This is a genomic window from Micromonospora krabiensis, assembly GCF_900091425.1.
Lineage (GTDB): Bacteria > Actinomycetota > Actinomycetes > Mycobacteriales > Micromonosporaceae > Micromonospora > Micromonospora krabiensis.
On record NZ_LT598496.1, the window covers coordinates 942112 to 962063 of the forward strand.

Sequence of the window (19952 nt, forward strand, 5' to 3'; positions counted from 1 at the left end):
CGTCGGTGGTCACGGGAGCACCATACCGCCGCTCGCGTCTGTCGCCACCGTTCGTCATGCCTCCGCCGCCGGCCGTCACGAACGGCGGTCCCGACACTCCTGTCCGGGATACGGGCCGATCACGTCCGCCGCGAGGTCTTGACATGTCTGAAACCCCTCGCGAGGATCTGACAACGTTGTCAGCTCCTTGGAGGCACGATGCCCGAGTCGCCGTCCGTTTCGCGGCGCACCTTCCTGTCCGCCGGCGCCACGTTGCTCGCGTCGTTCGGCGCGACGGTGGTTCTGCCGGACGCCGCCGGCGCGTCCGCCGCCACCGCGGCACCGCCGCCGCCGACGCCGCCGAGCACCGACCTGGCGCTGCACCGTCCGGTGACCGTGTCCTCGACGGACTACGCGCCGACACCCGGCTCGTTCGCGGTGGACGGCCTGCCGCAGGTCGGCGTCCGGGGCAGCGGCTGGCGCGCCGCGCCCGGCGATCCGCAGTGGATCACCGTCGACCTGCAGGCCCCGTGCCGGGTCGAGGCGGTCACCCTGGTCTTCGAGGCCACCCTCGCCGACGGGCCGTTCGACGGCGACTACACCCACACCGACGGCGACGAGATCCTGTCCAGCGCCGCGACCGCCTACCGCATCGAGGTCTCCGGCGACGGTAAGACCTGGCAGTCGGTGTACGAGTCCGGCAACGGCCAGGGCGGCGTCCAGGCCGTCCGCCTCCCGTCCCCGGTCACCGCGCGGTGGGTGCGGATGACCGCGACCAAGCGGTCCACCACGAACCCCGTCGGTCTCAACGGCTTCCAGGTCTACGGCACGCCGCTGAGCCACCGCCCGCCGGCCACCGGCTGGACCAGTTGGGAGGGCGGCAACACCCGGCCGGCGCCGGAGCTGACGGTGGCCGCCGACGGGACCGTGCCCCTGGAGTCCGGCTGGGCGCTGACGATGGACGACTTCGCCGGCAGCACCGACGGTGCCGCGCTGTCCGCCCGCGGCGTCGACGTGCGCGACTGGCTGCCCGCCACCGTGCCCGGCACGGTACTGGGCACCCTCGTTGAGCGGGGACACCTGCCCGACCCGGTCTCCGGCTTCAACAACCTGCGCATCCCCGAGGCGCTGTCCCGGCACAGCTGGTGGTACCGGCGCGCGCTGCGGCTGCCACGCGGGCTGGACACCGCCCCGGGCCGCCACATCTGGCTCGAGTTCGACGGCATCAACCACGAGGCCACCACCTGGGTCAACGGCAAGCAGGTCGGCAGCGTGGCCCACCCGTTCGCGCGGGCGGCCTTCGACATCACCGACGCCCTCGCCGGCCACGCCGAGCACGTCGTCGCCGTGCGGGTCACCCCGATGCCGCACCCCGGCACCCCGGGCGACAAGGGCACCGACGGGCGTACGTTCCTCCAGTCCGCCCGCCACTACCTGGACGCGCCGACCTACCTTGCCGTGTCCGGCTGGGACTGGATGCCCGCCGTCCGCGACCGGGTCACCGGCCTCTGGGACCACGTGCGGCTGCGCAGCACCGGTGCCGCCGTCCTCGGCGACCCGTACGTGAAGACCACCCTGCCCGACCTGCCGCGGACCGGCACCGCCGACGTCACCATCGCCGTACCGGTGCGCAACGCCGCCGCCACCGCGACCACCGTGACCGTCCGCGCGACGTTCGACAAGGTCAAGGTCGAGCAGACCGTCACCGTTCCCGCCGGCGGGCACACCACCGTCACCTTCACGCCGGAGCGCTTCCGCGCGCTGCGGCTGCGCAACCCCCGGCTCTGGTGGCCCAACGGCTACGGCGAGCCCCACCTCTACGACCTGGCGATCACCGCAACCGCCAAGGGCCGCGTCAGCGACCACCGCGACCTCCGTTTCGGCGTCCGGGAGTTCGCCTACGACTGGCACCAGCCGATCCAGATCTCGCCGCCCGGCACGCCCCCGCTGGAGTTCGTCGACGGCGCCGCCACCCAGACCGTCACCTTCGACCGGCGTCGCACCCAGTACGTCCGCATCCAGACCGGTCAGCGCGCGACCGACTGGGGCGTGTCCCTGTGGTCCCTCTCCGTCTCCGACGGCGACGGCCCCGACCTGGCCCGGGGCCGCACCGCCCTCGCCTCCTCGTCGGAGAACGACAGCAACGTGGCCGGCAACGTCGTGGACGGCGACCCCCGCACCCGCTGGGCCTCGAAGTACGAGGACGACCAGTGGATCCAGGTGGACCTCGGCGCCGCCACCGACGTCGACCGCGTCACCATCGTCTGGGAGCAGGCGTACGCGCTGGACTACCGCGTCCAGGTCTCCGACGACGGGGACGCCTGGACCGACGTGAAGGCGGTCAGCAACGAGACCCCGCTGGGCAGCCGGGCGACCCAGGTCGAGACCTTCCCCGCACAGACCGCGCAGCACCTGCGGGTGCAGGCCGGCGCGCGGGCCACCTCGTGGGGCATCTCGATGTGGACGCTCTCCGTGCAGCGGCAGGCCGAACCGGACGTCGACCTCGCTCGGAACGCCACCGCGACCGCGTCGTCGTCCGACGGTGACGCCAACGGCCCGGAGCGGGCCGTCGACGGCAACCCCCGGACCCGGTGGTCGTCCCGCTTCGAGGACAACCAGTGGATCCAGGTGGACCTCGGCGCCCCGGCCACCTTCGACCAGATCACCATCGTGTGGGAGCAGGCCTACGCCCGGGACTTCGTCATCCAGGTCTCCGACGACGGGCAGCACTGGACCGACGTCAAGGCGGTCAGCAACAAGAACACCGAACTGAAGATCACCGTCAACGGCGTGCCGGTCTTCGCCCGGGGCGGCAACTGGGGCTGGGACGAACTCCTGCGCCGGGTCCTGCCGCACCGGCTCGCGGACACCGTCGAGATGCACCGCGACATGAACTTCACGATGATCCGCAACTGGCTGGGCAGCAGCAACCGTGAGGAGCTGTACCAGGCCTGCGACGAGCAGGGCATCCTGGTCTGGAACGACTTCTGGCAGGCCGGGCAGTTCCTGCCCGACCCACCCGGCTACGTGGACATCGCCGCCGACACGATCCGCCGGTTCCGCCACCACCCGAGCATCGTGGTCTGGTGCGGTGCCAACGAGGGCGACCCGCCGCCGATCGTCAACGCCGGGCTCGCCGACGCGGTCGCCACCGAACACCCGGAGATCCTCTACATCCCCAACTCCGCCGCCGGCATCGTCAGCGGACGCGGGCCGTACCACTGGGTCGACCCGACCACGTACGTCGACAACACCATCTACGAGGCGGACTCGTTCGGCTTCCACACCGAGATCGGTATGCCGGTCGTGTCGGTCGTGGAGAGCATGCGCAACCTCGTCGGCGACCAGCCGGAGTGGCCGATCAGCGAGGTGTGGAACCACCACGACTGGTCGACCATCGGCAACCAGCGGGTGGACACCTACCAGCAGGCGATCGACGCCCGGCTCGGCGCGTCCGGGTCGCTCGACGAGTTCGCCACCCGGGCGCAGTTCGTCAACTACGAGAGCCACCGGGCGATGTTCGAGGCGTGGAACGCCCACCTGTGGCGGGACGCGACGGGTCTGCTGCTGTGGATGTCGCACCCGGCCTGGCACAGCACGGTGTGGCAGACGTACGACTACGACCTCGACGTCAACGGCGCCTACTACGGCTCCCGCAAGGGCTGCGAGCCGGTGCACGTCCAGGCCGATCCGGGGACCTGGCGGGTCCGGGCCGTCAACCACACCGCGGCGGCCCTGACCGGCGTGACCGTCACCGCCCGCCGGTACGACCTAAACGGCCGGTCGCTGGGCGCCCCGCGGAGCCAGCGGCTGGACGTGGCCGCGTCCGCCACCACGGAGGCGTTCACCGTGGCCGCGCCCGTCGGCGCCGGACTGCACCTGGTCCGCCTGGAACTGCGCGACGGCCGTGACCGGCTGCTCTCGGAGAACACCTACTGGCGGTACGGGAAGGCCGAGGAGATGCGGGTGCTCAACGAACTGGCGCCCGCCCGGCTGACGACGAAGACCAGCGGCGTACGCACCACCGACGGCCGTGCCACGGTCGTCACCACGGTGCGCAACACCGGCAGCGGCGTGGCCGCGCTGGTGCGGCTCAGTGTCCGGGACGCCGACGGCAACCGGGTCCTGCCCGCCCGCTACGACGACAACTACTTCTGGCTGCTGCCGGGGGAGTCGCGCGAGGTGGGTGTCTCCTGGCCGGACCGGCCGGACACTCCGCGGCAGGTGCGCGTGACGGCACGGGCGTACAACTCGACCGGACACTGAGCCGGTGCTCGCCCGCGGCCACCGGACGGTGGCCGCGGGCGGGTCGTCCGTCGCGGCGTGGCGCCTCTCGGGCGGCACCGTCGACCGCCGCGACGGACGCGCGCCGGGTCAGGCGGCGCCCCCGACGTTCAGCGGGTCGGCGAGCAGGCGCTCGAAGGCCAGCTCCGCGGCGCCGATGAGGGCCGCGTCGCAGCCGAGCGCCGCCGTACGCAGCTGCACCTGGGGCCACGACGTGGGCAGCGCCACCTCACCGAGGCGGTGGCGGACGGTGTCCGACGCGGCCGCGTAGATCTCGCCGAGCGACCCGCCGAGCACGACGGTGTCCGGGTTGATGATGTTGACCAGGTTGGCCACGCCGAAGCCGAGCCACTCGGCGACCCGGCGGACGGCCTCGGTCGCCGCCGGCTCGCCCTGGGCGGCGGCGCGCAGGACCTCGGCGACCCCGCCCGCGGCGTCGGGTTCCCGGCCGGCGTGCCGCAGCAGCGCGGCCTCGCCGATCTCGGTCTCCCAGCAGCCGCGCGACCCGCACCAGCAGGGCCGTCCGTTCGGGTTGACGACCATGTGGCCGACCTGGCCGCCGTGCCCCTGGTGGCCGACGACGAGCCGGCCGTCGATGATGAGCCCGGCGCTGACCCCGAGGTCGCCGTGCAGGTAGACGAGGTTGCCGCTGCCGGCCGCCGCGCCGCGGATGTGCTCGGCGAGGCCGGCGATGTCGGCGAGGTCGCCGGCCAGGAAGGGAAGGCCGACCGCGATCTCCGCCTCCAGCGCGGCGCGCAGCGTCTCGTCGGGCCCGCTGAAGCGGATCCGTCCGTCGCTGTCGCGCGCCGTGTCGGCCACCGCGACGGCGCCGCCCACGCAGACCGCGTCCGCCGTGACGGCGCGTTCCATGTCGCGGACCATGTCGGCCAGGGCGCCGACGGCGTCGACGGCGGACATCCCGGCGGGACGTACGGTCTCGCGCAGGTCGAGGATCCGGCCGCCGAGGCCGATGCGGGCGGCCCGCAGTTTCCCCGCCTCGATGCTCAGCGCCCGGGCGTAGACCCCGTCGGAGCGGGGACTCACCACGAGGGACGGGCGCCCGGCGCGGCGGGTGACGCTCGGGGCCACGTCCTCGGTGACCAGGCCGGCGGCGACGAGGTCGCCGGCGAGCGCGCCGATGGTGCTGCGGTTCAGGCCGAGGCGGCTGGTGAGTTGGGCCCGTGTGGTCGGGCCGTGGACGTGGACGTGGCGCAGGAGCGCGCCGAGGTTCTGGCGGCGGATCTCCTCCTGGCTGGCGCCGGGAGCCACGGTGGTGAGGGACTCCGTGGCCGGGCGGCCACGGGGGAGGCCGGACAGGGCGGGTTGCAGCACCATTCTCGGCCTCCTTTCGTCTGCTGTTGTGCTGATGAGGATTGCTGCCCGTCAGACGACGAAGGGTCCCGGATTTCTCCGGGACCCGACGCCGTGCTGACTACTCCCGCTGCTTACTTGGTGAGCGGCGCGAGCTTCGGGTCGTTGGCGTACGCCTCGGCCGCGTTGGCCTTGGTGACGGCGACCGGCGGGAGCAGGTAGGTGTCGACGACCTTGACGCCGTTGTTGTACGTCTTGGTGTCGTTGACCTGCGGGGCGTTACCGGCCTGGAGGGCCTTGACCATGTCGATGGTCTGCTTGACCAGGTTGCGGGTGTCCTTGTTGATGGTCATGTACTGCTCGCCGGCCATGATGGACTTGACCGACTCGACCTCGGAGTCCTGGCCGCTGACGACCGGGACCGGCTTGCCGGCGCCCTTGACCGAGGTGATGATCGCCCGGGCGAGGGTGTCGTTCGGGGAGAGGACGCCGTCCAGCTCCTTGTTGCCGTAGGTCGAGGTCAGCAGCTGGTCCATGCGGGCCTGCGCACCCTCGGCCTTCCAGCCCTGGATGGCGGTCTGCTTGATGTCGGTCTGGCCCGACGCGACCACGACGTTGCCCTTGTCGATCTCCGGCTTCAGCACGTCCATCGCGCCGTCGAAGAAGACCTTCGAGTTGTTGTCGTCCGGCGAGCCGGAGAACAGCTCGATGTTGTACGGGCCGTTCGGCTTCTTGGCCTTCATGCCGTCCAGCAGGGCCTGGCCCTGGAGCTGGCCGACCTTGAAGTTGTCGAACGCGACGTAGTAGTCGACGTCCGGCGTGTTGACGATCAGCCGGTCGTACGCGATGACCTTCGCGCCGGCCTGGTGGGCCGCGGCGACCTGGGTCGACAGCTGCGCGGCGTCGGTCGCGCCGATGACGATGACCTTGGCGCCCTTGGTGACCATGGCGGTGATCTGGGCCTGCTGGTCGGCGACCGTGGTCGACGCGCCGGCGTACTGCACGTCAGCCTGGAAGCCGGCCTCCTTCAGGCCGTTGGTGAACAGGTCGCCCGCGAGGACCCAGTTCTCCGAGGTCTTGGCCGGCAGGGCCACACCGATCAGAGAGTTGGCCGCGAAGCCCTTGGCCTCGGAGCCCGAGCCGCTGGTGCCCTCGTCGCGGCCGGAGCCGCAGGCGGTGAGGGCAAGCGCCGCGATGGCGCCTACGGCCACCGCCTTGCCGATGATCTTGCGCATGAGAGGTGCGTGCCTTTCTCGGATGGTGATGGGGAGAGTGGTCGGCGTCAGCCGGCCACTGGTGCCTTGGCGGGCTCGCGGTCCGCGTCGGACGTCGATGGTGGTGCGGCCGGGGTGTCGTCCCGACGGAACGAGCGGGTGATGCTCCCGATGACCGAGAAGCGTCCCTGCTTCTTGTTGTAGACGTCGAGGGCGACGGCCAGCAGCAGGACCAGGCCCTTGATGATCTGGACGCGGTCGGTGCCGACACCCATCAGCTGGAGGCCGTTGTTGAGCACGGCCATGACCAGACCACCGACGATCGAGCCGCTGATGGTGCCGATGCCGCCGGAGACGGCCGCGCCGCCGATGAAGACCGCGGCGATCGCGTCGAGCTCCCAGCCGTTGCCGTCCTGCGGGCCGGAGGCCGCCGAACGGGCCACGAAGATCATGCCGGCGAGCGCGGCCAGGATCGACATGTTCATCATGACCATGAAGTTGACCCGCTTGAGCTTCACACCGGACAGCTCCGCGGCGCGGGAGTTGCCGCCGACCGCGTAGATGTGCCGGCCGCCCGCGGTGTTGCGGGTGTAGAAGGAGTAGGCCAGGACCAGCGCCACGAGGATGATGCCGGAGATCGGGAAGCTGGTGCCCACCCGGCCGCTGGCGAAGCGCAGCGTGACGAAGGCCAGCACGCCCACCATGACCACGATCCGCAGGATCGAGATCCACAGCGGGATCGGGTCGGCGTTCATGTCCCGGCGGGTCTTACGGGCCTGGAACTCCCGCCACACCACCGCTACGGCGGCCGCGAGGCCGAGCAGCAGGGTCAGGTTGTTGTAGCCGGTGTTCGGGCCGGTCTCCGGCAGGAAGCCGGAGCCGATCTGCCGGAAGCCCTCCGGCACCGGGATGGTGTTCGCGTTACCGATGAACTGGTTGCCGCCGCGGAAGAGCAGCATGCCGGCCAGCGTCACGATGAACGCGGGTACCCCGATGTAGGCCACCCAGAAGCCCTGCCAGGCGCCGATGACCGCGCCGATCGCGAGGCCGAAGAGGATGGCGACCGGCCACGGCAGGTCCCACTCGGCCATGGACTTGGCCACGAGGATGCCGGCGAAGGCCGCGATCGAGCCGACCGACAGGTCGATGTGCCCGGCGACGATCACCATCAGCATGCCGATGGCCAGGATCAGGATGTACGAGTTCTGCTGGAAGAGGGCGATCAGGTTGTCCGATCGCAGGGTCAGGCCGTCCGTCAGGATCTGGAACAGGACGACGATCGCGACCAGCGTGAAGATCATCCCGAACTGACGGGCGTTGGACGTGGTTCCTCCGAAGAGGTTCTTCTGGAGTTCCTTCAGTCGGCTCATCGTGTCTGCATCTTCTTCGTAGAGGTCATCAGCTTCATGAGGTTCTCCGGGTCGGCGTCCTGCCGGGCGACTTCACCGGTGATGGTGCCTTCCGACACCGTGTAGATGCGGTCGCAGAGCCCGATCAGCTCGGGCAGCTCCGAGGAGATGACGATGACGCCCTTCCCCTGGTCGGCGAGCCGCTGGATGATCCCGTAGATCTCGTACTTCGCACCCACGTCGATGCCGCGGGTGGGCTCGTCCAGGATCAGCAGGTCCGGGTCGGTGAACATCCACTTCGCCAGGACGACCTTCTGCTGGTTGCCGCCGGAGAGCTTGTTGACGCCCTCGTCGACCGTCGGAGCCTTGATGCGCAGGTTCTTGCGGTACTCCTCCGCGGCCCGGTACTCCTGGACCTCGTCGAGGACACCGTGTCGCGTGATCTTGGAAAGCTTGGCGGCCACCGTCGACGTCTTGATGTCGTCGAGCAGGTTCAGGCCGATCGCCTTGCGGTCCTCGCTGACGTACGCGAGGCCGTGGGCGATGGCGTCCGGGACCGTCTTGAGGACGATCTCCTTGCCGTCCTTGACGATCGTGCCCGACTCGTAGACGCCGTAGGAGCGGCCGAAGACGCTCATGGCCAACTCGGTGCGGCCGGCGCCCATGAGGCCGGCGAAGCCGACGATCTCGCCCCGGCGCACCACGAAGTTCGAGTGCTTGGCGACCAGCCGCTCGGCGGAGATGGGGTGCCGGACGGTCCAGTCGCGGACCTCGAAGAACACCTCGCCGATCTTGGGCGTGTGGTCCGGGAACCGGCTGTGCAGCTCACGGCCGACCATGCCCCGGACGATCCGGTCCTCGTCGACGCCGTCGCCCTTGACGTCCAGCGTCTCGATGGTCCGGCCGTCACGGATGATCGTGATCCGGTCGGAGATCGCCTCGACCTCGTTCAGCTTGTGCGAGATGATGATCGAGGTGATGCCCCGCTCGCGGAAGCCGCGCAGCAGGTCCAGCAGGTGCTGCGAGTCGTCCTCGTTCAGCGCGGCGGTCGGCTCGTCCAGGATGAGCAGCTTGACGTCCTTGGCGAACGCCTTGGCGATCTCCACCAGCTGCTGCTTGCCGACACCGATGTCCTTGATCAGGGTGTCGGGGTCCTCGCGCAGGCCGACCCGGGCCATCAGCTCGATGGCCTGGCGGTTCGCCGCCTTCCAGTCGATCGCGCCGGCCTTGCGCGGCTCGTTGCCGAGGAAGATGTTCTCGGTGATCGACATGTGCGGGATGAGGGCGAGCTCCTGGTGGATGATCACGATCCCGGCCCGCTCGCTCGCACGGATGTCCGCGAAGCGGGAGACCTCACCCTGGTAGACGATCTCGCCGTCGTAGCTGCCGTACGGGTAGACCCCGCTGAGCACCTTCATCAGCGTCGACTTGCCGGCACCGTTCTCGCCGACGATCGCGTGGATCTCACCGGCGCGCACCTGGAGGTTGACGTCGGAGAGAGCCTTGACTCCGGGGAACTCCTTGGTGATGGCGCGCATCTCAAGGAGTGTGGGCGCGGCGTTCATCGTTGGCGCCACCTTGCTGCCAACGTCATGGGATGCCTCCGGGAGGGGATGGGTCCTGCACCGTTTTGTTGTGTACGGCAACGTATTGCGCGGAGAAGTTCATCCGCAAGTGAGGAAGCCAACATTTCCGTAACAACCCGGCAATATAGACGTTCCCCGCTGCGATATGTGCCTATTAAGGCCATTAGCGCCCGGTTTTAACCCTTTCGCTCGCCACGGGACAACGTTGTCTTGCCAGGCTCTGACATTCTTATTCCGGTGACCACCGGCCGTTCGACCAGCCCCCTCTCCAATGATCGCCCCACTCGTCGTATCCTCCGGATCGCTCTTGCGCTGGGCGCGCTCGTCGCCCTCGTCGCCGTCGCGATCGTGGTCGTGCCGCTGCTGCGGCCCCCGGGCCCGCGTCCGCTCTTCCAGCTCCCCGTCGCCTGCGGCGAGACCTGGCAACTCGGCACCTATCCCGGCCACGACGACTACGACGTCGACCTGTTCCCGACCGAGGGCGAGGCGTGGGGTCGTCCCGTCCTCGCCTCGTACGCCGGCACCGTCACCGTCGCCGGCATCAACGGCTCCCTGGGCGGTCGCACCCCGCAGGATCCGGACGGCCCGCGCGGCCGGGGCGGTGGATACTGGGTGAAGATCGACCACGGCGGCCGGTGGGAGACCCAGTACCTCCACCTGCTCGAACCGCCGCTGGTGCGTGTCGGGCAGGAGGTCGCCCAGGGCGAGCAGATCGGGAAGGTCGGCAGCACCGGCAACTCCGGCGCCCCCCACCTGCACTATGAGCAGCGCCGGGGCTGGGACAAGGTCGAGACCCACTTCGACGGCGAGCCATCGGGCATCACCACCGACGACCGGGAGTACACCGTCCGCCGGGTCAGCAACAACTGCGCCGGCGACTGACCGTCGGGCCGACCGGCGCGGCGGTGACGATCACCACAGACCCGCGCCGTCCCGTCCGGCGCCCCGCTCGCGGGGGGGCGCGCCGGTCCGCGCCTGCGCCCGCTACCCGGGGCACGCCGGTGGTGCCTCCGCCCGTCACGGGCGGCCCGGGGCGCTCGCGTGTCCGGGCGGGCCGGCGCGTTCGTACCGCGGCTGGGGCTGGTGTGCTCGCCGACCCGGGCGGGCCGGCGTGGGGCGGGTCAGGCCGGAGGCTTGCGGGCGGCGAGGCGCTCGACGATGCCGAGCGCGAACCGGTCGTGCGCCTCGACCTCCCAGCCCCACTCCCGAACCAGGGCCGCCGGCCGGCGGAGGAAGTGCTCGCCGCCCACCGGCACGCTGACCAGCTCGGCGATCCGCTGCGCGACGCGTACCGGCCACACCGTGGACGGCACGTGGTCGGCCAGTAGGAGCAGGCCACCGGGGCGCAGCACCCGGCGCATCTCGGCCAGCGCCCGCCGCTCGTCGGGGATCGCGCACAGCGAGAACGTGCAGACCACGGTGTCGAACGACACGTCCGGCAGGTCGAGCGCCTGGGCGTCGCCCAGCCGCAGGTCCACGTCGCGACCGATCTCCGGTGCCCGCCGCCGCGCGACGGCCAGCATCCGCGGGCTCCACTCCACCCCGGTCAGCCGCACTCCCGCCGGGTAGTGCGGCAGGTTGAGGCCCGTCCCGACGGCCACCTCCAGGACGTCCCCGGTCGCCCGGCCGCCGACCCACGCCCGGGTGTCGCGGAAGAGACGACGCTCGGCGAAGGCCATCTGCCGGTCGTACGAGTCGGCGTGCCGGTCCCAGTACCGGCGCAACCGACCCTGACGATCCGATCCGGACACCCGTCTCCTCCGCCCGTCAAGGCCCCGCCGGCCCTCACCCGCCACCACGGCCCGCACCAACAAATCCTCCCGCCCGATTCTCAACCCACCCCGCAACCACCCCCGCCCGCCGCCCCCGCCCACCCGGCGCGATCTTGCACTTTCGGCCCTCGGTATGCGGCTTTCGCCCCTTGCGTCGGGGCGCCAACTGCAAGATCGCCCCAGTGACGTGGTGATCATGCAGTTGTGGTGCCTGAATGATGCCGGCTCGGTGCTTTTGGGAGGCGCTACAGCTGCATGATCGGCCAGGTCCGGGGGGCGGGGGGCGGCCGGTCCCAGGTCGGAGGGTCGGAGGGCCGGAGGGCCGTGGGACAGGGGGTCGGGGGACAGGGCGTCGGGGGATCGGGGGCGGGGTCAGTGGGTCTGGGTTGGCGGTGGGGGTTGGTGGGCGGTGGCGACGATGGCCGCCCGCAGGCTGGCCAGGGCATGGTCCCGCGCGCCGGCCAGCGAGGGCTCGTCGGTCAGGTCCGCGGCGCGTACCGGCACCGGTCGACGGGAGCGGGCGGAGGCCGTGCGGATCGCCTCGACCAGGGCTGGACCCCAGGACCCGCCGACGACGACCAGTTCGGGGTCGCCGAGGGCGACGATCGCAGCCAGCACGCCGTCGACCGCCGCCACCACCGCGTCGCGGACGGGCCCTGGCGGGGTGGCCGCCGCGAGAAGCCGTGCGACGTCGATGGCCGTCGAGGCGTCCCGGCGCAGGCCGAGCCGGCCGAACACCTCGATGAACGGGATCGCCTCACCGGCGGGTCCGGTGGTGACGAGGTGGGCGATCTCTCCGGCGATGCCGTGGTGCCCACGCCGGACCTCGCCGTCGGTGACGATCGCGCAGCCGAGGCCTTCGCCGAGGTGGAGGTAGGCGAAGTGGTCGAGCCCTTCGGCGGCGCCGTGCGCGCGTTCGGCCTGGGCCGCCCAGTTCACGTCGTTGTCGACGACGACCGGCCCGGTGACGTGGGGCGTGAGGATCCCCACCGGGTCGAGCTCGCCGACGAGGAACGGCGCGTCGGGCAGGTGGATCAGCCGGCCGGTGGACCGGTGGACCGGGTCGGCGGCGCTGACGACCGCGAGCCGTGGCGTGCCCGGTGCGGCCGGGCCGAGGTCGGCCAGCGCCGCCCGCAGGGCCGTGGCGACGTCGGTGGGGCGAGCCGGGCGGCTGACCGTCCGCTCCGCCCGTGCCAGGACCTGGCCGTAGGCGTCGACGCGTTCGGCACCCACCCCCTCGGGCGCGATGCTGACGGCCAGCGCCGTTCCGGCGTCGGGGGTGAGGGCGTAGTAGGAGCCGACCCGCCCACGGCCGCGACCACCCGGGGTGCGTTCGCCGGTGTCGACCACGAGGCCGCGCTCGGTGAGCCGCCGCACGCTCTCGCCGGCGGTCGGCTTCGAGATGCCGGTGAGCGTCGCCAGCTCGGCGCGGGTCAGCCGCCGGTGGCGCAGGAACGCCCGCAGCACGTGCTCGTCGGTGAGGGACCGCACCAGCTCCGACGACGGCTTGGCAGCATCCACGCCAAGATTCTAGACAGGGCTCTTGTCTAGAAGTGGGAGGCGCCCGTACAGTCGCTTCAAGTAAGGAGAACTGACTAGAAGGAGTGGCCGTGTCAGCTCCCACCGCACCCGTCACCGGCGCGCTGCCCGACCTGCCGCACTGGGAGGAGACCCCGGCCGACCTCCCGGCGGCGATCCGCGAGGTCAAGGCCGCACTGCGCGCCCGCATCACCGCGTCCGGGCGTACGGTCGAGGAGGTCTTCGCCGTCGTCGAGCGCCGCGTCCGGACCGCCGTCGACGAGATCACCACCGCCCGCGAGCGCGGCGAGTCCGTCTGGCCGGTCGTCGACTACGCCGACATCGCCGCGGGCACCGTGCCCGCCGGGCAGCTCGCGCTGCTGCGCCGGCGGGGCTGCCTCGTCGTCCGTGGCCACTTCGACCGCGACCAGGCCCTGCGGTGGGACCGCGAGATCGTCGACTACGTCGACGGGAACCGGTTCTTCGAGAACTACCGCGGCCCCGGCGACGACTTCTTCGGCAGCGTCGGTTCCCGTCCCGAGATCTACCCCATCTACTGGTCCCCGGCGCAGATGCAGGCCCGGCAGAGCGACCGGATGGCCCGGGTGCAGGCGTTCCTCAACCGACAGTGGAAGCACGAGTCCGAGGGCGTACGGTGGTTCGACCCCGAGCGCGACTCGCTCTACCCCGACCGGATCCGCCGGCGCCCGGAGGGCGCCGACTCGGCCGGCCTGGGCGCCCACCTGGACCCCGGCACGCTGGACCTGTGGATGACCGAGTCCTACCAGCGGGCCTTCCGGCACCTCTTCGACGGCACCGTCGAGCAGTACGACCCGTGGGACGCCGCACACCGCACCGCCGGCCCGCAGTATCCGGGCAGCACCATGTGCTCGGCGTTCCGTACCTTCCAGGGGTGGACGGCCCTGTCCGACATGGACCACGACCAGGGCGTCCTGCACACCGTGCCGATACCCGAGGCGATGGCCTACCTCATGCTGCGGCCGCTGCTCGCCGACGTGCCCGACGACGACATGTGCGGAGTGACCGTCAACCAGGTGTTCCCGGCCAACGAGCGGTGGCACCCCCTGTTGATGCGGGCCCTCAGCGGCATCCCCGACGTGCGGGCCGGCGACTCCGTCTGGTGGCACTGCGACATGATCCACAGCGTCGCGCCGGTGCGGGACCAGAAGGGCTGGGGCAACGTCATGTACATTCCCGCCGCGCCGTGGTGTCCCCGCAACGAGCGGTACGCCGCCACCGTCCGGGAGGCGCTGCGCACCGGTTCGAGCCCGGACGACTTCCCGGCGGAGCACTACGAGCGGAGCTGGCCGGACCGGTTCCGGCCCGAGCAGCTCAACGACACCGGTCGCCGGGGCCTCGGCCTCGACTGACCCGGGCGCCCCACGTGTGCCGGGGCCGCCGCCCATCCGGCGGCGGCCCCGTCTCCTCGCCGTGGCGCACGGTCAGTTCGGGTTCTCCGCGTGGGTCAGGGTCTCCCAGGCGACGAAGAGGTTGTTGGTGCCGGCGGGTCGCTGCTGCACCGTGAGGGTCTGGGTGTTGGTCATCGCGTTGCCCAGGCGGTTGGCCAGGGCGTTGTAGCCGACCTCGGTGATCGGCCCGAGGCCGCGGGTGAGGCTGCCGCCGCAGAGCCAGGAGGGCGCGGCCTCGCCCAGTTGGTAGCGCGAGTGGAGGCCGAGGGCGTGCCGCAGCCGCTCACCGACCTGCGGGTACAGGTCCTGGCCCTGGATCCGGGAGGTCTCGGCCACGTGCGAGATGGCCGAGATGCCGTACCCGGTGTGGGTGAAGTCGCGGCAGGTCTCCTGCGCGAGGCCGGCGACGAAGGTGGACTGGCCGTGCCAGTAGTTGATGATCTCCCCGCTGGTGTCCAAGCCGCTGCCCGGCACGGTGTAGGGCAGGGCGCCGTCACTGGGCAGGTAGACGAACGCGCGGGTCCGGTTGAGGAAGCGGGCGACCGCCGCGTCGTAGGCGGCCCGGTCGTCGAGGAACACGGCGATGCCGACGGCCGCCTCCATCATGGTGAGTTCCCAGTTGCCGTTGCTGTTCGAGCCGTTGCGGACCATCGGCAGGTAGACGGTGCGCAGCATCGTGGCGAAGCGGTTGGCGTTCGGCCAGTTCCCGTACGCGTGCCGGATGATCTCGGCCGCCCGTGGCCAGACGGAGCCCGCCCACCCGGTTTGCAGCGGCGCGTTGCTGCCGGTGTGCGCGGTGATCGTCGCCGACCAGGCGTCCATGATCTGGATGGCCTTCTGGGCGTACCGGGCGTCCCCGGTGACGTACCAGGCGAGTGCGTCGGTGTACGCGGCGATCGCGTCCTCACGCTCGTCCGTGCAGCCGTTGTTCGGGTTGGAGTACGAGCCGCACTCCACGACCGCACGCGGCGCCGGGGTCCGGGACAGGGAGGCGTACCGGCTGCCCATCATCTGGTTGTACGCCGACGTCCAGGGCTGCGCGCCGGCCTGGACCCGGCCGCGGACGAAGTCGAGCTGGCCGCGGCTGACCAGCACTCCGGGGTGGGTGAAGCCGGCCGACGGGGGAGGGGTGCCACCCCCGGTGGGCAGCGTCCAGCTCTGGTTGGCCGCGCCGGTGCAGGTCCAGATCTGCAGCGGGGTACCGTCGGCCGAGCTGGGCCCGGTCGCGTCGAGGCACTTGCCCGCGTTGGGGTTGACCAACTGCGCGCCGGTGGACGACCACTGCTGTGCCGCCGTGCCGTTGCAGTCGTAGATCTGGACGCGGGCGCCGTTGGCGGTGCTCGCGGCGGCCACGTCGAGGCACTTGCCGAGCGCGCGGATCGTCCCGTCGTCGGCGACCGTCCACTGTTGCGCCGCGCTTCCGTTGCAGGCGTAGAGCTGCACGGCCGTACCGTTGGCGGTGCTCGCCGCGGCCACGTCGACGCACTTGCCGCCGTACCCGGTGATGGCGCCCACGGCCGCCGCGGAGGCGGTCTGGACGCCGACGGTGAGGCCGACCGGCACGGCGACCAGCGCCGCCGCGAGAGCGGCGGCCAACCGGGTGCGGGCTCGGCGGGGGAGGGTCGCGGCCGTTCGTCGCGCCATGTCATGGTCCTTTCCACCGCTTCCGACTGTAAAGTCTGTTAATTGTTACAGAGGGGTGGACAGGTATCAATGTCTGTTCACGACGACGGCCCCGATCACGCCGCTTCGGTCAGCAACCCGTCCACCAGATCCCGCGGCAGGCCGTGCGTGTCGTGCAGGTAGCGGTAGTCCTCGTCGGTGAGCGGACCCCGCGACCGGTACCGGGAGACGACGGGTCGCCCACGCCGCAGCAACCCACGGAACCGACGCTCCTCGTCGAGCAGCACGTCCCGCGGATCGCCGAACCCGGTGCCCAGCCGGAATCCGTCCAGCGTGTGCCGGAACGGCTCGCCGGGCAGGTCGGACAGGGTGCGCGACGGGTCATCCCGCCACAGCTGGGTGAGCATCCGCCGTATCAGCCGGCGCAGCACGTAACCCCGGCCCGTGGTCGACGGGCGCACGCCGTCGGAGATCATCACGACGCTGGACCGGAGGTGGTCGCAGACCCGGCGCAGCGTCTCCTCGTCCGGCTGCCAGAGTGTGGTCACCGTCCGGACCCAGGGGCGGAAGCTCTCGCCCTCGAAGACCGACCGGCCGCCGCGCAGCACCATCTCCATGCGCTCCAGACCCATCCCGGTGTCGACGTTGTGCTGCCGCAGTGGTCCCAGGCGACCGTCGCCGTCACGGTGGTAGCGCATCTGCACGTGGTTCCACACCTCCATCCACCGTCGGTCCGTGGTGGGCGTGCCCGTGGGTGGGGTGTCCCCGGTCCAGACGAAAATCTCCGAGTCGGGACCGCACGGCCCGGTGGGACCGTTCGACCACCAGTTCTCGTGGCCGGTCAGCTCCACCGGCACACCGAGCTCGCCCCAGGTCTCCAGCGAGCCGGTGTCCGGCCCGACCGGCCCGTCGCCGCCGAACACGGTCGCGTGCAGCCGGTCCCGCTCGACGCCGAAACCGTCGCGGAGCAGCTCGTAGCCCCAGCGCAGGCTCCGCGGGCCGTCGTAGTCGCCCAACGACCACGAACCGAGCATCTGGAAGACGGTCAGGTGGGTGGAGTCGCCGACCTCGTCCAGGTCGGTCGTGCGCAGGCACCGCTGGACGTTGACCAGGCGGCGGCCGAGCGGGTGGGGCCGGCCCTCCAGGTACGGGGTCAGCGGGTGCATCCCGGAGGTCGTGAACAGCACCGGATCGTCCGGTGGCCGCACCAGCGAACTCTCCGGCAGGAGCAGGTGCCCCCGCTCGCGGTAGAAGTCGACGAACGTCCCGGTGATCTGCTCGGGTGTCATGGCGTGGGCCTTTCGGATCGGTGGTCGACCGGAAAGGTCCGCGGGGCGCGGGACGGTGCGAAGAGGACGAACGGCGCCGGCGGACCGTAACCGGTCGCCGGCGGGAGAAAAGAGGTCAGGCGGCGGCGACCGTCGAGCGGGTAGCTCGCGCGGCCGCGGCGAAGAGACGCCTGGTGATCCTCATGGCCTGCACTGTACCTCGCCGCGCCGGCGTCGCCCACCGGGTTGACGGACCTGTGCCCGGTGCGTGGAACGGCCCCCGGCGCGTGGCGCCGGGGGCCGTTCGTCGAGCGGTCGAGGCCGCCCGACATGACGGGTTACCGCAGGCCGGGCACGTCGATGACGATCAGCTCGGTGTCGTCCGGACGGCCGGCGATCCGCCCGTCGTTGCCGGGGAAGTTGTTGTCGTTGGCGACGAGGACCCGGTCACCGGCCAGCGGCAGCACCGACTCGACCGACTGCAGCGGGAACGAGAACAGCGGGCCGACGCCGTACTCACCGGGGCGGGCCGGGGTGGAGACGCCCTTCGGGTCGGCGATGTGCATCAGGTCGACCGCCGTACGCCGGACCAGGTAGCCGTCCGCACCGACCTCGTCCAGGTCGGTCACGACCAGGCGCTTGACCAGCGACTGCCGGCCCATGCCGTTGTCCCGCTCAATCAGCAGCAGCCGCCGCCCGTCGAGCACCGCGGCGTCGCCGACCAGCAGGGTCGGGTCGTCGACCCGGAACGACCAGGTGCGGCCGGTGTAGCGGTTGGCGCGGACGTCGAACTCGTAGACCACCCGGCGCCGCTGGTCGGGGTCGTTGACCTGCGCGCCCTCGAGGATCGGGTAGAGCGTCCAGCCGTCCGTGGCGGTCGCCATCGCCTCGAAGCCGTTGCTGGCCCGCAGCGTCGGGTTCTCACCCGGCGCGAGGTCCGGCGACTGGGGCGACTTCGTTCCGTCGGGCAGCGGGATCGGCGCCTGGAGCACCTTGCCGGTCCGGTCCGTGCGGATCAGGTACGGCCCGAACTCGTCACCGATCCACAGGTCGCCCCGGGCGTCCCGGGCCAGTGACTCGATGTCGAAGTCCGCGCCGGTCAGCAGCCGCTCGCGGGTGTTCCCGTTGACGATCGGGAACGGCACCTTGTGGTCGGGGTCCCGGAAGCTGACGTGCCCGTGGATCGTCACGGTGTGGTTGCCGTACCTCGGCTCGATCTCGTACGCCCGCAGCAGGAAGTCCGCCGAGTTGTTCTTCGCGCCGAAGCCGTTGTCCGGCATAGCGAGCAGCCGCTCGCCGGACCGGTCACCGGCGCGAGCGGGGATCACCGCGGAGAAGCCGGGGATGGGCTGGCCGGGGAACGGCGGCGTGACCCCGTTGACCGGGGCGGGGGAGAGCTGCGTGCCGGACACCGGGCCCGGCTGGTACGCCGTCGCCGACAGCAGCGCCCGGCTCTTCAGGCTCACCTCGGGCCGCAGCTTCACCGACAGCGCGTACACCCGGGTGGTCTGGGTGGCGCTGCCGTTGTCGTCGGAGAGCAGGTACAGCTCGCGACGGCCGCCGGGCAGGTCCCGGCCGAGCGCCGCGCCCTCGATGTTGTCCAGCAGCGGGTTGGGCTGCGGCTGCTTGCTCGTCGCGCCCGACGGCGGGCAGTCGGCGACGTCGACCAGCAGCTCCTTGCCGAGCCACGTACGGGGATCCGCGACCGTCGACAGGGACGGCACGCCGGACACGTCCGGTGCGCCGGTCGCGGAGACCCGGTAGACGCGCACCGTGTTGCCCACGCCGGTGGTGAAGCCCCGCTCCACGGCGAGCAGTTGGTCGTCGCCGAGCGCGATCAGCTCGACCAGACCGAGGTTGGGGTCGGTGCGGTACGCGTACTGCGCGGCGGGGGTGTAGGCGCGGCCCTCGCGGCCCTCGTACCGCAGGATCCGCTGCAGACCGCGGCCCGCGGCGTCGCGGCCGTCCGGGGCGAGCGGACCCTCCATGCCGGCGTAGAGCGTCCGGTGGTCCGGGGTGGTCGCCAGGGCCTCGAAGGTCTGGTTGACGGCGGCCTCACCGGCCGGCGTGACCTGGAACCGGGCCGGCACCGGCAGCGACGCGACCTCCCGACCGTCGGAGAGCCGGAACCGGCGGATGGACGGCTCCCGCTCCGAGCTGGCCAGGACGGTCGCCCCGCCGTTCTCGGCGACCAGGCCCTCACCGTCGAAGTCCGCGCCCGTGTACGGCGTGCCGTCCGGCCGGCTGAGGACGGTGACGTCGCGGACGTCCACGTCGACACCGTGCCGGTCGGTGCCCAGGCCCAGCTCGTACACCCGGGCCGGAGTGGTGCCGATGTTGTCCACCAGCGCGAGCGCCCGGGAGGGGCGGGTGGACGTCAGCGCGGACAGCCCGGCGACCTGGGTGCCCCGGAAGGTGGCCTTGTCGAGGGCGTCGGAGAAGCCGAGCAGAGACGCGTCCGGCGCGCAGCTCGCCTCCACCGGCCGCCCGGGGGTCGGGTGCGCCGGGGCGCCGAGCGCCGGCGCCGCGGCGAGCAGCGAGATCGCCGCCACCGCGGGCGCGAGCGCCCGTACTCGAATCGAAGTCGTACCCACAATGCCTCCAGCATCTGTCGGCGG

12 protein-coding genes are annotated in these 19952 nt (G+C 71.6%); 3 read left to right on the plus strand and 9 right to left on the minus strand.

Features of this window, described 5'->3' with window-relative positions; genetic code table 11:
• Window positions 1-198 precede the first annotated feature (198 nt).
• On the plus strand, window positions 199-4245 hold the full coding sequence (locus tag GA0070620_RS04045) for a discoidin domain-containing protein (protein ID WP_091588619.1): 4047 nt from the start codon (window positions 199-201) through the stop codon (window positions 4243-4245).
• Between the two features lie 108 nt (window positions 4246-4353).
• On the opposite strand, the gene GA0070620_RS04050 is transcribed toward GA0070620_RS04045, so the two are convergent.
• The 4 genes from GA0070620_RS04050 to mmsA all read right to left on the minus strand — a co-directional run bounded on the left by GA0070620_RS04050 (window position 4354) and on the right by mmsA (window position 9702).
• Window positions 4354-5598 (minus strand): ROK family transcriptional regulator, encoded by a 1245-nt coding sequence (locus tag GA0070620_RS04050; RefSeq protein WP_377521142.1) that lies wholly within the window; start codon window positions 5596-5598, stop codon window positions 4354-4356.
• Between the two features lie 110 nt (window positions 5599-5708).
• A complete protein-coding gene (locus tag GA0070620_RS04055) occupies window positions 5709-6809 on the minus strand; it encodes a substrate-binding domain-containing protein (protein WP_091588620.1) in 1101 nt (366 codons plus the stop codon).
• 47 nt (window positions 6810-6856) lie between these two features.
• Window positions 6857-8158, minus strand: a complete 1302-nt coding sequence (gene mmsB / locus GA0070620_RS04060; protein WP_091588621.1) for a multiple monosaccharide ABC transporter permease — start codon at window positions 8156-8158, stop codon at window positions 6857-6859.
• Window positions 8155-9702, minus strand: a complete 1548-nt coding sequence (gene mmsA / locus GA0070620_RS04065) for a multiple monosaccharide ABC transporter ATP-binding protein (RefSeq protein ID WP_091588622.1) — start codon at window positions 9700-9702, stop codon at window positions 8155-8157. The genes mmsB and mmsA overlap by 4 nt, the downstream gene beginning before the upstream one ends.
• Before the next feature lie 258 nt (window positions 9703-9960).
• Between mmsA and GA0070620_RS04070 the strand changes: the two genes are divergently transcribed.
• The gene (locus GA0070620_RS04070) at window positions 9961-10605 is read left to right on the plus strand and encodes a M23 family metallopeptidase (RefSeq protein ID WP_091588623.1); all 645 of its coding nucleotides are present in this window, start codon (window positions 9961-9963) and stop codon (window positions 10603-10605) included.
• A gap of 239 nt (window positions 10606-10844) precedes the next feature.
• Here the strand turns inward: GA0070620_RS04070 and GA0070620_RS04075 are convergent, their stop codons facing one another.
• Entirely contained in the window at window positions 10845-11474 is a 630-nt protein-coding gene (locus tag GA0070620_RS04075; RefSeq protein WP_231922215.1) for a class I SAM-dependent methyltransferase, read from the minus strand.
• 393 nt (window positions 11475-11867) lie between these two features.
• Window positions 11868-13016, minus strand: a complete 1149-nt coding sequence (locus tag GA0070620_RS04080) for an ROK family transcriptional regulator (RefSeq protein ID WP_091588624.1) — start codon at window positions 13014-13016, stop codon at window positions 11868-11870.
• Window positions 13017-13105: 89 nt separating this feature from the next.
• On the opposite strand from GA0070620_RS04080, the gene GA0070620_RS04085 reads away from it, so the two are divergent.
• Window positions 13106-14404: a DUF1479 domain-containing protein gene (locus GA0070620_RS04085; RefSeq protein WP_231922216.1), complete on the plus strand. Its 1299-nt coding sequence runs from the start codon at window positions 13106-13108 to the stop codon at window positions 14402-14404.
• A gap of 72 nt (window positions 14405-14476) precedes the next feature.
• On the opposite strand, the gene GA0070620_RS04090 is transcribed toward GA0070620_RS04085, so the two are convergent.
• The 3 genes from GA0070620_RS04090 to GA0070620_RS04100 form a co-directional block, all read right to left on the minus strand.
• Window positions 14477-16087 (minus strand): lectin, encoded by a 1611-nt coding sequence (locus GA0070620_RS04090; protein WP_231922217.1) that lies wholly within the window; start codon window positions 16085-16087, stop codon window positions 14477-14479.
• Between the two features lie 95 nt (window positions 16088-16182).
• Window positions 16183-17355: an alanine--tRNA ligase-related protein gene (locus tag GA0070620_RS04095; RefSeq protein WP_091588625.1), complete on the minus strand. Its 1173-nt coding sequence runs from the start codon at window positions 17353-17355 to the stop codon at window positions 16183-16185.
• 317 nt (window positions 17356-17672) lie between these two features.
• The gene (locus GA0070620_RS04100; protein ID WP_231922218.1) at window positions 17673-19928 is read right to left on the minus strand and encodes an esterase-like activity of phytase family protein; all 2256 of its coding nucleotides are present in this window, start codon (window positions 19926-19928) and stop codon (window positions 17673-17675) included.
• Window positions 19929-19952: the final 24 nt, after the last annotated feature.

Bases quoted from the DNA above. Each gene is read 5' to 3' on its own strand.
- mmsB (WP_091588621.1), bottom strand. From the start codon at position 8,158: ATGAGCCGACTGAAGGAACTCCAGAAGAACCTCTTCGGAGGAACCACG.
- GA0070620_RS04050 (WP_377521142.1), bottom strand. From the start codon at position 5,598: ATGGTGCTGCAACCCGCCCTGTCCGGCCTCCCCCGTGGCCGCCCGGCC.
- mmsA (WP_091588622.1), bottom strand. From the start codon at position 9,702: ATGAACGCCGCGCCCACACTCCTTGAGATGCGCGCCATCACCAAGGAG.
- GA0070620_RS04095 (WP_091588625.1), bottom strand. From the start codon at position 17,355: ATGACACCCGAGCAGATCACCGGGACGTTCGTCGACTTCTACCGCGAG.
- GA0070620_RS04045 (WP_091588619.1), top strand. From the start codon at position 199: ATGCCCGAGTCGCCGTCCGTTTCGCGGCGCACCTTCCTGTCCGCCGGC.
- GA0070620_RS04055 (WP_091588620.1), bottom strand. From the start codon at position 6,809: ATGCGCAAGATCATCGGCAAGGCGGTGGCCGTAGGCGCCATCGCGGCG.
- GA0070620_RS04090 (WP_231922217.1), bottom strand. From the start codon at position 16,087: ATGGCGCGACGAACGGCCGCGACCCTCCCCCGCCGAGCCCGCACCCGG.